At 51.0% G+C, this 11941-nt stretch carries 13 protein-coding genes; 3 read left to right on the top strand and 10 right to left on the bottom strand.

Features of this window, described 5'->3' with window-relative positions:
• Positions 1 to 45 precede the first annotated feature (45 nt).
• The 6 genes from ICL55_RS05030 to ICL55_RS35525 all read right to left on the bottom strand — a co-directional run bounded on the left by ICL55_RS05030 (position 46) and on the right by ICL55_RS35525 (position 5082).
• The gene (locus tag ICL55_RS05030) at positions 46 to 423 is read right to left on the bottom strand and encodes a hypothetical protein (RefSeq protein WP_188094942.1); all 378 of its coding nucleotides are present in this window, start codon (positions 421 to 423) and stop codon (positions 46 to 48) included.
• Between the two features lie 36 nt (positions 424 to 459).
• Positions 460 to 1911, bottom strand: a complete 1452-nt coding sequence (locus ICL55_RS05025) for an MFS transporter (RefSeq protein WP_188094941.1) — start codon at positions 1909 to 1911, stop codon at positions 460 to 462.
• Between the two features lie 84 nt (positions 1912 to 1995).
• On the bottom strand, positions 1996 to 2817 hold the full coding sequence (locus tag ICL55_RS05020; RefSeq protein ID WP_188094940.1) for a helix-turn-helix domain-containing protein: 822 nt from the start codon (positions 2815 to 2817) through the stop codon (positions 1996 to 1998).
• A 71-nt stretch (positions 2818 to 2888) separates the two neighbouring features.
• Complete coding sequence (locus tag ICL55_RS05015; RefSeq protein ID WP_188094939.1) at positions 2889 to 3269, bottom strand: YybH family protein; 381 nt, start codon at positions 3267 to 3269, stop codon at positions 2889 to 2891.
• Between the two features lie 19 nt (positions 3270 to 3288).
• A complete protein-coding gene (locus ICL55_RS05010) occupies positions 3289 to 4062 on the bottom strand; it encodes an isocitrate lyase/PEP mutase family protein (RefSeq protein WP_188094938.1) in 774 nt (257 codons plus the stop codon).
• A 96-nt stretch (positions 4063 to 4158) separates the two neighbouring features.
• Positions 4159 to 5082 (bottom strand): DUF6597 domain-containing transcriptional factor, encoded by a 924-nt coding sequence (locus tag ICL55_RS35525; RefSeq protein WP_188094937.1) that lies wholly within the window; start codon positions 5080 to 5082, stop codon positions 4159 to 4161.
• Between the two features lie 25 nt (positions 5083 to 5107).
• Here ICL55_RS35525 and ICL55_RS05000 point away from each other — a divergent pair, with 25 nt between their 5' ends.
• The gene (locus ICL55_RS05000) at positions 5108 to 5554 is read left to right on the top strand and encodes a nuclear transport factor 2 family protein (RefSeq protein ID WP_188094936.1); all 447 of its coding nucleotides are present in this window, start codon (positions 5108 to 5110) and stop codon (positions 5552 to 5554) included.
• Between the two features lie 112 nt (positions 5555 to 5666).
• Here ICL55_RS05000 and ICL55_RS04995 read toward each other — a convergent pair whose 3' ends face one another.
• Entirely contained in the window at positions 5667 to 8270 is a 2604-nt protein-coding gene (locus ICL55_RS04995; protein WP_223151312.1) for a DUF7133 domain-containing protein, read from the bottom strand.
• 135 nt (positions 8271 to 8405) lie between these two features.
• Entirely contained in the window at positions 8406 to 9776 is a 1371-nt protein-coding gene (locus ICL55_RS04990; RefSeq protein WP_188094934.1) for a S41 family peptidase, read from the bottom strand.
• 90 nt (positions 9777 to 9866) lie between these two features.
• On the opposite strand from ICL55_RS04990, the gene ICL55_RS04985 reads away from it, so the two are divergent.
• Both ICL55_RS04985 and ICL55_RS04980 read left to right on the top strand, forming a co-directional pair.
• The gene (locus tag ICL55_RS04985) at positions 9867 to 10343 is read left to right on the top strand and encodes a hypothetical protein (protein ID WP_188094933.1); all 477 of its coding nucleotides are present in this window, start codon (positions 9867 to 9869) and stop codon (positions 10341 to 10343) included.
• 31 nt (positions 10344 to 10374) lie between these two features.
• A complete protein-coding gene (locus ICL55_RS04980) occupies positions 10375 to 10839 on the top strand; it encodes a hypothetical protein (protein ID WP_188094932.1) in 465 nt (154 codons plus the stop codon).
• Positions 10840 to 10861: 22 nt separating this feature from the next.
• On the opposite strand, the gene ICL55_RS04975 is transcribed toward ICL55_RS04980, so the two are convergent.
• On the bottom strand, positions 10862 to 11434 hold the full coding sequence (locus tag ICL55_RS04975; protein ID WP_188094931.1) for a dihydrofolate reductase family protein: 573 nt from the start codon (positions 11432 to 11434) through the stop codon (positions 10862 to 10864).
• A gap of 19 nt (positions 11435 to 11453) precedes the next feature.
• Positions 11454 to 11876 (bottom strand): VOC family protein, encoded by a 423-nt coding sequence (locus ICL55_RS04970; protein WP_188094930.1) that lies wholly within the window; start codon positions 11874 to 11876, stop codon positions 11454 to 11456.
• Between the last annotated feature and the right edge of the window lie 65 nt (positions 11877 to 11941).

Below are 11941 nucleotides of genomic sequence, written 5' to 3'. Positions count from 1 at the left end.
TCAGGAACAGCAAGGTACGATTTAGTTGATGAAGTATGGCGGATGTTATGGTTCTTCACTGCGCATGGCTTCCAGCCTTCGGCTGACTGATTTCATATTGGTAGCCACAAACACCAGCAGCACACCCAATGAAAACACCTGTATCAGCACACTAAAGATGCCTATTCTCAAAAAAAATGTCTGGGTTTCCGGTGTGAATCTGATGACATCAAAGACGCCTAACAACAAGGTAACCAATGTCAATACTTTGCCTAATCGAGGTTTCAGGAAGGCTGCCGCCAGCGCGGCGACTGCCATCCCCAAACCAAAACCGTGCTTTATAGACAGGACAATGTTTGTTGTTTGCGTAATGTAGGCAGCATAGCCCAACTGTAGCACCAATATAGCCAATGCGAGCCAGCAGAGATAACGTTTAATAAACATAAGTACGGAATAGATAACTCCGCCAAGATACTGTTTTTAGGCTACTGCCGCATCTGCTGTTTCGTGTTGAACTACCACTGTCTTTTTCAGCATTCCTTTCGTCAGCAGCATCACCACGGCCAAAGCGGGCGGGATAATGAAGCAGCCATAGAGCCAGGTCACCGCATTCATGGCGCCGGCCACACCGCCCGGATGCGTCATGCCGCCGGCATTGGCAATGAGGCCGGACAGCGCCGCACCGAATGTCATCGCCATCAGTTGTACGGTGGTGATGGAAGCAGCAGTCAGCTCTATTTCGTTGGGTGGTGCCAGTGAGAACACCCGTACCACCAGGTGAGGCCATGGCAATCCGATACCAACACCGATCAACAGTAAGGCGATGCAAAGACCCACCAATACGTAGATGTTGTATGGTGCCCCTGATAGCCATACCATACCTGCTAATCCAACGATCATGAGCAGCGCACCGATAAGCGCCAGCGTCATCAGGGCGGAGGCTTTGGCGCCGGAGAGAGACATGGACCCGACCGTCCAGCCAAATGCCACCAATACGGTCAGATAACCGGCTTCCAGCGCCGTAAAGCCATGTATGGTTTGTTCGAAGTAAGGGATAAATATCTCCACCGCCGCTACCAGCGCCAGCAACACAATGATCAGGTATACCATGCCCAACGGAGAAGACAGCCGATAGGCGCCGGTAGGTAGCAGTCTTACCTGGCTACCCCGCTCTGATCTCACCAATAAGGCAATCAATAACAACGCTACCAGCAAGCCTGCCAGATTATACATCAGACTTTCCATCACGCTGCCGATAGAAACCGCCAGGGCGGATAACAACAGTAATAACAGCTTGCCGACCGGGACCGGTGTCCTAGCGCCTGCCGTATGTTGGGTGGGCAAAATAAATTCGGTGAACACCAGCAACAATACACCAATGACCAGGATAACGGCAAAGGCTGTACGCCAATTACCATATTCGGCAAAGATACCGCCCACAAAGGGCCCTACAAAAGCGCCCACGCCCCACATGCCTGATATCAGCGCCATGGCCCTGGCCCATAACCGCGATTCAAAGATGATCCGGATCATGCCATAGGAAAGCGCAAACAACAGTCCGCCACCCAGTCCCTGTACCGCTCTTGCCAACAGCAACACGTACATCGTGGGCGCTGCCATGGAGATAACTGCGCCTGTTGCGAAAAGCAAAATGGCCCAGCGATAAGCCTTTCGGGGGCCGCTGACCGATAATAAGCGGGCGGACACCACCGAACCAATAATAGAAGCCACCACGAATATGGTCGTATTCCAGGCATAGTAGGCAAGCCCACCTATCTCCCGGACAATAGACGGCATAATGGTGGCCACTATGTAAATGTTGGTCACATGCAGTAAAACACCTAACGCCAGCGCGCTGGCTTTGTATTTATTATTCCCCGCAAACAAATCGGTCCAACCGGCATTGGTTGCTGTTTGAGCTTTTGTATCCATACTGTTTATATTCAGATGTAGTTACAAAAGTCGCTCGTTTTTCAGGTGGCATCAATCTCCAAACAGCGGAAAAAACAACCAATTTTACGGAAGCTGCCGGTATTCTTTTGGGGTAAGGCCGGTTTTCAGTTTGAAGAAGCGGGTAAAGTGGGAAGCATTGTCAAATTTAAAATAGTCAGCCACTTCTTTTACGGACAGAGAAGCATATTTCAGCTGGTATTGCATTTCGAGCAATAATCTTTCATGGATCACTTCGAGGGCGGTCTTTCCCGTTTCCTCTTTCACCGTTTCACTGAGATGTTTGGCGGTGACGCCCAGCAGCACCGCATACTCCGCGATGGTACGCAGTTCGATGAACTGCTCTTCCACCAGTTTCTTGAATTGAAATGTGAGCTGATACTGCCGGTTCATATTTTTCCGGAACCGCAACAGGCAATATTCACAAGCCCGGTTGTAGTCGTACAGCAACTCGGTGAGCACGAGGCGTATCACTTCAAAATGAAACGGGCGGTTGCCATCATATTCTTCCGCGAGTGTCTTAAACTTACGGTGCACGCCGGGCAGCGCATTATCCTCCAGCTCAAACACCGGCGGATATTCCGGGTGCAGGTACAGCAGGTCATCGATGACCTGTTCTTTGATATGGCTCTTGTATAAAAAGCTTTGGGTAAACAATAGCTGTTGCGTAGCAAAACCAGGTGTGATCCGTTCCACCGAAAAAATCTGCTTCGGTGATATGATGGCCATATGGCCGGGCGCCAACGTAAAACGGTGGTAGCCCACCGTAACGTCCATCTCTCCCTGCAATCCCAGCATCAGGGTGTAATAGTCGTTCTTCACCGGCTGACCGGCTTTCAGGCACTCATTATTTTTTAGCAGGACAAATTCGGCGTCGTTGGACAACATGGTTTCACTGGTTTCAAAACAACCAAATTTACGGATTCTGTTGTTTGTAAAACCAGTGAAATCCGGGAGAACTATGCTTTCAGTGTGTCCAGCGCGCCAAAAGCATGGTCTATCACGATTTTCCAGGTGCCATCTGCCTGTTGCCGCATTACCTCTATCCCTTTGGCGCTCACTTTCACCTCTTCTCCCTCGGTGATGTTCCATTCAGAGCGGCCTACAGCCAGATCGCCTGTCTGCAGGCAATACACCGTTTTAATTTCCATGGTGCCTTTGACAGCCAGGATGGCTTTCACCGCCTCCTCGAACTGTTCCTTGCCGGCGGTCACTTTACCCGGCTCCGGTACCATGATACCGTTGTAATCATAAATCGTAAATACCGTATTGAGATCGCCGGTATTGAAAGCGGCTGCCAGTGCAGCGTGTACGTCTTCTGCCCTTTTAGGTAAATTCATATGCAGGTTTTTAGTGAGTTTAAGCAAAAACAGGTTCGAAACTACCCGCCGTGGTGATAGCGTCCGACAGCTGACCGATGTTGTCATATACTTTATGGTAGAGGAAAGGCCCCATGCTGACGCGTTTCACGCCGAGCTTTTCGAGGACATCGAGCGCCGGCAAACCAGGCATACACATGACATTCAGCGGTAAACGCGTTTCCCTGGCCGCCGCGCTGATCGCCGCTTCCTCCGTTATACAAGGCAGGAAAATACCATCTGCGCCGGCAGCTTCGTACAACCGTAGCCGTTGTACCGTCTCTTCCTCCTTGTTGGCCACATTCAGTAAATAGGTATCACTGCGGACATTCAGGAAGAGGTCGGCGCCCGCTGCGGTGAGCCTGCTGCGGAGGTTTTCGATGGTAGCTGCAAAGGATTTTGCCTCCTGCAATACGCGGCCCGTACTGCCGATGGTGGAGTCTTCGAGATTGATGCCCGCCACTCCTGCTTCCAGTAACCGGGAGATGTTGGCGTAGATCGCTTCCGGAGAACTGCCGTAGCCCATTTCAATATCAACGGACAAGGGTATACGCAGTACCGCTGCCATGCGGCGCACGATGAACAGGTAATCGTCGAAAGGCATCCCCTCCCCGTCTTCATAGCCCAGACTGGCCGCCACGGCCGCGCTGGAAGTGGCTACCGCAGAAAAACCCTTCTCCTGGAAACGACGGGCGCTTTCCGGGTTCCACGCATTAGGCAATACCAATAAACGTTCCTGGTGTAGTTCTTTAAATACATTAAACATTGATGACATGGTCACTCGTTTGAAAATGGATAAATGTTGTTTGTTGACAACACAAAACTACGGCAGCAGGAAAGCGTGAAATTGTACAGATCGGAACAGTTTAGTTTAACTATTGGACACCGCCAGCGTCACTGGCGACTGGTCGGGCATGTAACCGGAAGGGGTATGGCCGGTAAAGGATTTGAACTCGCGGATAAAATGGGACTGATCGAAATAACCGCAGTCATAAGCAATGGCCGTAAGCGGCGCTTCGTTCCGGATCACCAGCTGTAAGCTGTTCTGGAAGCGGTGGATTTTACTATATAGTTTGGGAGTAAGGCCGGTGTATTGGACAAACAGTTTCTGCAGGTAACGGGAGGTAATACCATAGCGGGCGGCCACATTCTCGATGTTATCAAAAAAACCGGGTTGGCGGATTTCATGCATCACATGGTCCAGCATGGTCACTTTTGTATGCCGCTTTTCCGACCGCAATATCCGCTGCCACAGAAATTCTTCCAGTAACAACAAACGTTCCTGCCAGGTAGGTGTTTCCAGCAGCCGCGCATGCAGGGAAGAGACCCCGTTGCCGGACACATCGCGGAAGTCACTGACCTGGTCATTGAAGAGGTCCACTTTTTCGGGAAAAAAGACAGCCGCGGCATGCGGAAAAAAACGAACGCCCAGCATGGTATTGCGACCGACAGAGCGTACCGGCAGCGGTTTGGTGACCTGGCCCCACAGTTCTACCTGCGGCGTAGTCTTAAATCCGGCACCACTATCGGTTAACCAGTGGCCGGTACCCAGATTAAAAATGATTTCCATGTTCCCGCTGGGGAAAACAGTGTCTTCAAATGCCGTGGCAGCATCTGATTCGTAAGTGTAGTAACACTTTACATACTGTTTCAGCCTGTCACCCGGCTTTATTTCCTTGTATTCCATGGCCATTGCAGGTACCGGAAGGTACAACAAATCCGGTCCGGGGTCAAAAATAATCTCTTCCTGCCAGGTGGAATTGTACAAAACGGAACAAAAAATCTCTACATTCACCGCTCGTTTTTCAAAACAAAAAACTATGGAAACATCCGACATCCTTTCTGTCATACAGGCGGTATTTAAAGGCGCTGATGCACGCGACTGGCCGTTGGCAGAACAATCCTTTGCCCCCGAAGTGTTGTATGATTACACCTCTATGGCCGGCGGACAACCGCTTACCCTTACCCCTGCCGCTATTATTGGCATGTGGAAGCAGTTTTTACCCGGGTTCGATAAAACCGAGCACCTGATTTCAGATTTTAAGATCACGGAAGAAAGCAACACCGCAGCAGTACAGTTCACCGGCCACGCCACACACGTGATCGACAAGGCCGTGTGGATCGTGGAAGGCACTTACGAAACCAAACTGACACGCCTGGCAGACCACTGGCGACTTACGTTCTTCAAATTTAATCTGCAAAATCAGGAAGGCGACCTCCAACTGCCGGCACTGGCGCAGGAACGTGCATCTCAGCCCCAGCGCTGAAGCCCTGGGCTACGATGAGTTTAGTTATCTGTCACGGCAAAAGAATGTATAAAATGCAACAGGGCTGACTTTTTTTGAGCCAGCCCTGTTGCATTTTATCTTATGGTATATGCTATTTCTTTTGTTGCGACAGGAAGTTTACCAGTGAGGCAAACTCCTCATACGACAGCGCGTTGGCGAGGCCGGTCGGCATCATGGACGTTTTCATTTCCTTACGGCTGAGGATATCCGCCGTTTTTACGGTGTATACCTCTCCGGCGATGTCTCTCATCACTACTTTGGTGGCTGTTTCTTCCGTAATAAATCCGACGTAGGTCTTATTACCTTTAGCCGTGACCGTTACCGTCGCGAAACCCTGGGAGATAGATGCATTCGGCTTCAGGATGGATTCAGCGATCCGCTCGCGGTTCATGATGGAGCCGATCTGTCCCATGAAAGGACCTTTCATTTTTTCTTCCCTGGTGAGACTGTGGCAGGCCACACATCCCTGGTTGACGAACAGTATTTTGCCTTTGGCCGCATCGCCTTTTATTTGTTTTACTGCCAGGAGCACATCCTCAATAGATGATTTACCTACCTGTCCTTTTTTGCTTTTGATTTTTTCCAGATCGACTTTGGGTTCTTTGGTCGCCACGGGTTCTGTCTTTTTCAGCGGAGCGAAAGCAGCGATCTCCATTCTGTGGCGCGCATCCAGGTCTCTGAAAAGCTCCATGCGTGCCGGATCAGCTTTCTGCGCTTCTTTCTTCAGGAATTTTTCGATTACCGGTGATCCTGCCCACAGTACAGCTTTGTAATACGGGCCATGAGAATCGGGGCGGGTACCCCACCACCAGGAGGCGTCGTAGTCGCCTTCTTTTTTATACAGGCGGGCCAGCGTGGTCAGGATCTGCTTTCTCAGTTTCACATCTTTCGACTGCTGATAGGCAGCGATTAGTCCGTTCACCGCTTTCTCGTCATGCATATACCGCAATGCCCATAAGGCCAGCGCTCCGTTGGCGCCGTTGATGGCAGCCACCGCTGCGTCTACCGCGTGAAGCGCTACCAGCGCGCGCACGGCCAGATGAGGCAATACAATCGCAGCATTAGGCGTAGCATGCGGGCCTTCTTTATCTTTCACCGGCGCTACAAAGGAGGCCGGCACTTTCGTTTGTAACAAAGCAGTGGCCGTTTCTACGCGGCCTAAGCGGCCCAGTCCCACGATCGCTGCCGCACGCACACGGGGCGACGCATCTTTCAGTCCTTCCAGGAAAGGTTGCTCCGGAACATCTGCCAGCAAACCTTTGCGGTCTGCCAGGGCCCTCAGGGCATGTTCTCTTATCGCAGCCTCTTTCGACAGCTCCACCAGGGCGGTGATGCCGTTTTTCCCTGCTGCCTGCGCATAGGTATACAGGCCGGCCACACGGGCATATAAGGGCTGCTGCACATCGGAGGCGATCTTTAATGCCGCGGCAATTCCCTGTGGATCATTCCGCCGCAGCAATTCACGGGAGGCATTTAACCGGGCCACCGCACTGGCTGACGTCAGCATGCCCACCAGTTCATCCACGGAGACTTTCGCCGGATCGGGGAAGGCTTTATAGGTCCAGTTGTTCGGCACCGCCCGCACTACAAAGCCGATGGTATCGCTACCGGAATAACCCGCGCCATCCCATGCGGAGAGGTAAAGTCTGCCTGACCCGTCCACATCCAGGTCCGTGATCTGGGGCAGTGCTATAAAATCTTCTTCCTTTTGTGTGAACGTCGGTCCATCCGGTGTTACACGGTGAATATACAACATGCTTCTGCCCCAATCGGCCATCATGGGAACGTTGTTATATTTCTCCGGCCAGTTGGGTTCAGCCATAAATAAAGCGCCGGTACCGGAGCCTCCTCCGAGGTCTGCCAGCGCAGGTATGATTTCATCTGTAAAATGCTGGAACAATACCGGGTATCCGTATTCGCCGGATTGGAGATGGTGGGAGAACCGCACATTCCATCCGCCGCCATCATTGGTATTTTCCCTGGTGAACACATTCATGTAGGGGTCGATAGCCACATCATATACGTTACGTGTACCATGGCTGAATACCTCCATTTCTGTACCATCGGGGCGTACCCTCACAATACCACCGCCCAGCATGGTCAGCTTTTTACCGGAACGGTCTGTCGCGTCATGGAAGCCGAAGTCGCCCACGGCGATGTAGATCCAGCCATCAATACCCATGCGGATACCATTGGTAGCATGGTCTGTACCTCTCTCCTGGATGTATTTGGTGTTGCTGAGATGCTCCACCAGCGGTTGAGGAGGGCCATCTGCTTTACCATCGCCATCTTTATCTTCGAACACCACCAGCGCCATACCGGTGGCTTTCCCTGTTTCTTTGGAGAAGGTGGTATGTAATACAAAAACCTGGTTGCCCATGACAATAATGCCACGTGGATTATCGACCTCCGCAAAATCGGTATGCTGGTCCATTTTGCCATCGTTGTCCTTGTCCACCAGCTTCAATATCCGGCCTTTTCCCGGGTCTTTGCCGAGAGAGCCGATCATGTCCACGCCGACAAACACCTCTCCTGTTGGCGCAACAGCCAGGCAGGCGGGGCTGGGCGTAACAGCAGGACCGGAAAATCGTGTGATGGTTAATTCATTGGGCGTGGTTTGGGAATACCCTGAAAATGGTTTTACTGCGATGAGCGCTGTAAGGGAACAGGCCACCGCAAATGGAAATCTCATCATTGCTAACTGCATGTGTAATAATATAACAGGAATTTTAAATGCAGGTCAATATATAAAAAAGTTTTTCCAGAATCAGAATTATTACTTGAGAGGTCAGATGGAGGTGTTATCGGGTTTTCGGTTACGCTTACATCCTTATTGTATACTGTGTAATATAAATTCCAGCATCGGGTCTTTGTCCCATACCTTATGCTGTAGTGATGTTGTTATCCTTACATCCGGCAGTACCGGCCCGTTTTTCTTTTTATCGCAATTCACCCCGTGGCTCAGGGAAGTAGTGGATTGTATCCTGATTTTACTGTTCGGGAGATCTATCGGAAACGCCTCTCCGAAATCCTGTACATTTTCGCCGGTAGGCTCTCCGATGATGGTAGCCAGTCCATACGTTTTCACCACGTCAGCGATGGCCATGGCGCTGGAAAAGGTGAATGGGCCGGTGATGAAAGACACGGTGCCTTCAAACACAGAATCCTTTTTGAAGGGGCTGTCTCCCGGGGTACAGTCCTCATGCTCCCACACCGTGCCGTTGGCATGTTTCAGATAGCTGTCGGTGGTATCTCCTCCGGCTATCAGCATATTTTTGTAAGGCTGACTGATTCGCCAGCTTTTACGTCCCCAGGCGTATTTTTTATGGGTGATGTAGCTAAAGAGCAGATCGCCCAGTAGCGTGTTTCCGCCGCTGTTTTGCCGAAGGTCTATTGCCAGGTGATGGATATGGGCTGCTTTGAATTGCCGGAAGCAGCTGTCCAGGAAAGTGCGGAACGCATTAACGTTGCCGCTCAGGCTTCTGACGTCGATATAGCCCAGCCTGTTGTGTAATATACTATACGTGTACGGCTGTACGATATGCGGCATGGTGGCTGTCAGCGCCTGTCTGAAAGGGACGCCGGCGGATATGGTTGTATTGCCGGTAGCTCCTTTGTTGTCTTTATAACTCAGCACAAAAGGAGGTTGTATTCCCTTTAAAAACAAAAAATAGCTCAACAGGCGGCAGGACGCTTCCTCCCGGAAAGATGGCAGTCCGGCCATACCGACTAGTATTTCTTCGTAAAGGGCCGTCATCTGCCGGCCATTGATGGCCGTGATTTCAGCGCCTGCCGGGATATGAAGCTCGGTGGCCAGTTTAACGGGAATATACAACCGGTGTTTTTCCTGCACCAGTTTATAGGGAAAGAACTGGTCTTTTTTCAGTTCATCCCTCAAAAAAAGTTGTCCTAATTGCGGCGTCGCATGTGCATCGCCCAGCAGGGCTGTAATGCGATAGAACGTCCATAGCAGGTCGCGGGTATTGATTGAATCGCCGATGGAGCGTTTGATTTTCTCTACGCCGGCGTCGTAATCTTTTTGCGAGGTATATGTAAATGGCGCATAGTGTGATGCGCGCATGGTACGGGTGTATTCATCGATATCTGCTATGGCCTGCCCGCGCGACAGGGTTGACTGAGCCAGGCTGATATTCGTTCCCAGCAGCAGTGTTAACGGGAATATCCAACTTTTAAAATTCATATAGCCGTTATTGTAAGGTATCAAGGCGGCCAAATATAATCAAATTTGCATCGGAATTGATTAACTTGCTGCCCCTATATTCCTGATACCATGGAGCAACAGTCTACCATCTTCGACGAAAGTTTTGACCAAATACGCACCTTGCGCCGCCGCAACCTGATGCCCATGTGGCTGAAAGTATACACCTGGGTCACCCTCGGCTTTGGAATGCTCTTTTCCCTGCTGATCTTTTTCGAGTCGATTTCAGATTTCGACGGTCTCCCAAAGGACAATGCCGGTTATCTGGCAGGTTTTGTCATTGCGGGCATCCTTATTTTAGCGATATACCTGACGCCCGCACTCCTGGTGTGGCTGGAAGTTAAATGGGCTATCTGGTTCAACATCATCATTGCTGCTCTCTGGGTTATCACGATCCTGACAGCAACGATCATATCCGGCACAGATAATCTGTATGTGGGCGTCACGATAATTTATTTTATCCCTTTCTGGGCGGGACTGTTCCCCCTACGACGCAAATGGACAAAAGAAGCCGTTTCCGGACGCGCCCTTCGCAGAAAAGCATTTTAAATACAATTTCATTTACCCTATACCAACGATCATGACCCAACCTTCCTCTATTTTCGACGAGAGCTTTGAACAGGCCGGTCCGCGCCGCCGCCGCGACCTCCTGCCCAACTGGCTCAAACTATATACCTGGATTATTATCTGTTTCAGCATCATCAGTTTTCTGTATGTGGCATTCACGAAGCCGGACGTTGATTTCAGCAAAATTCCCCATCCCGAAATCTATCGTACGGCCGTGATTATCGGCAAAGCGATTCCTGCCTCCCTGTTTTTCCTGATGGGACTACTGGTATGGATGGAATCCAGAGGGGCCATCCGGCTCAACCTGATCGTCGCTGCCATCTGGTTGTCTGCCATTTTATTGCTGGTGCTCACCGGCGGTTTGGACAACCTGATCTTTGGCATATACCTGCCACTCTTTCTACCCTATTGGATAGGCTTGTATCCTTTACGGCAACAATGGATAGCTGCCGTATCCGGACGGGCGACAGGGCAATAAACTATCCGGTTGAAAGCACCCACTATCTCACCACCTCATAATGCGCGCCGATAACACCGGAGTTCAGTTGTGTGGAGCGGAGCATTTTCAGCTTCATCGGTGTTTTCAGGTCTTTAAACATGCGGGTGCCGGCGCCAAGGCACACGGGCTGGATGGTCAACTGTAATTCATCGATCAGGTCCAGGTCCGCGAAACTCTGTGCCAGACCGGGGCTGCCGAAGATCACCAGGTCTTTTCCCGGCTCCGCTTTCAACTTTTGTACTTCTTCAGCGATGTTGTCTTTGATCAGTCTGGTATTGTGCCACTCCGCTTTTTCCATGGTGGTGGAGAATACTACTTTGGGAATTTCCTGTACCCATCTGGCGTGATGGAGGCTGTGTTCACTGGCAGTCTCCGGTTTTTCCAGTACGGTAGGCCAATAGCCGGCCATCATGTCGTAAGTCGTGCGGCCATACACCGGCATGCCCACGGTGTCTACTATCTTTCCGGCATAGTCCTGTAACTCCTTGTCATAGGAGATCCAGCCCAGGCCACCGTTTACGTCGCAAACATAGTTATCCAGTGATACGTGCATGAACAATACTACTTTTCTCATTTTTTTAGTTTTTGTGGTTTTATGTTTTTGGATAGATGTCATTACAGCTCAGTAGCCAATGGTGGCCGTATTTGTCCGTCAACACCCCAAACAGGCCCCCTGCGACGGTATCCTGCAGCGGATAAGAGGCCACGCCGCCGACAGCCAGTTTCCGGTAACATGCTCTCGTTTCTTCCTCCGTATTACAATGCAATAATAGGGAAACCGTGTTGCCTTTAATCAACCCTTCTTCACCGACCATATCAGAGCCTGTCAGCACCAGGTCGCCACTTACCAGCGTAGCCTGTATCACCGCGTTCCTGACCGGCTCCGGCAGCGCTTCCACGGGGTCTGTTTCCCCTACGGTCCGAAAGGTCAGCTGGCCGCCCAGGCACTCCCGGTAGAAGCCCATCGCCTCCCGGCAATTGCCGTCGAAAGTGAGGTACGCGCTAATTTGTATCATTTCCCTATTTTTGATGACAACACAAAGCTACCCCTCCGGTGGAAAACCTGCGGCAGGGTTTAGTG

This window comes from Chitinophaga varians (assembly GCF_014529945.1).
Classification (GTDB): Bacteria; Bacteroidota; Bacteroidia; order Chitinophagales; family Chitinophagaceae; genus Chitinophaga; species Chitinophaga varians.
This window is presented reverse-complemented; position numbering and strand designations above follow the sequence as displayed.

What these genes read in the sequence shown, in the direction of transcription:
- ICL55_RS04990 (WP_188094934.1), bottom strand. Translation starts at nt 9,776, where the DNA reads ATGAATTTTAAAAGTTGGATATTCCCGTTAACACTGCTGCTGGGAACG.
- ICL55_RS05025 (WP_188094941.1), bottom strand. Translation starts at nt 1,911, where the DNA reads ATGGATACAAAAGCTCAAACAGCAACCAATGCCGGTTGGACCGATTTG.
- ICL55_RS05010 (WP_188094938.1), bottom strand. Translation starts at nt 4,062, where the DNA reads ATGTCATCAATGTTTAATGTATTTAAAGAACTACACCAGGAACGTTTA.
- ICL55_RS05030 (WP_188094942.1), bottom strand. Translation starts at nt 423, where the DNA reads ATGTTTATTAAACGTTATCTCTGCTGGCTCGCATTGGCTATATTGGTG.
- ICL55_RS05000 (WP_188094936.1), top strand. Translation starts at nt 5,108, where the DNA reads ATGGAAACATCCGACATCCTTTCTGTCATACAGGCGGTATTTAAAGGC.
- ICL55_RS04970 (WP_188094930.1), bottom strand. Translation starts at nt 11,876, where the DNA reads ATGATACAAATTAGCGCGTACCTCACTTTCGACGGCAATTGCCGGGAG.
- ICL55_RS04985 (WP_188094933.1), top strand. Translation starts at nt 9,867, where the DNA reads ATGGAGCAACAGTCTACCATCTTCGACGAAAGTTTTGACCAAATACGC.
- ICL55_RS04995 (WP_223151312.1), bottom strand. Translation starts at nt 8,270, where the DNA reads ATGATGAGATTTCCATTTGCGGTGGCCTGTTCCCTTACAGCGCTCATC.
- ICL55_RS05020 (WP_188094940.1), bottom strand. Translation starts at nt 2,817, where the DNA reads ATGTTGTCCAACGACGCCGAATTTGTCCTGCTAAAAAATAATGAGTGC.
- ICL55_RS04975 (WP_188094931.1), bottom strand. Translation starts at nt 11,434, where the DNA reads ATGAGAAAAGTAGTATTGTTCATGCACGTATCACTGGATAACTATGTT.
- ICL55_RS04980 (WP_188094932.1), top strand. Translation starts at nt 10,375, where the DNA reads ATGACCCAACCTTCCTCTATTTTCGACGAGAGCTTTGAACAGGCCGGT.
- ICL55_RS05015 (WP_188094939.1), bottom strand. Translation starts at nt 3,269, where the DNA reads ATGAATTTACCTAAAAGGGCAGAAGACGTACACGCTGCACTGGCAGCC.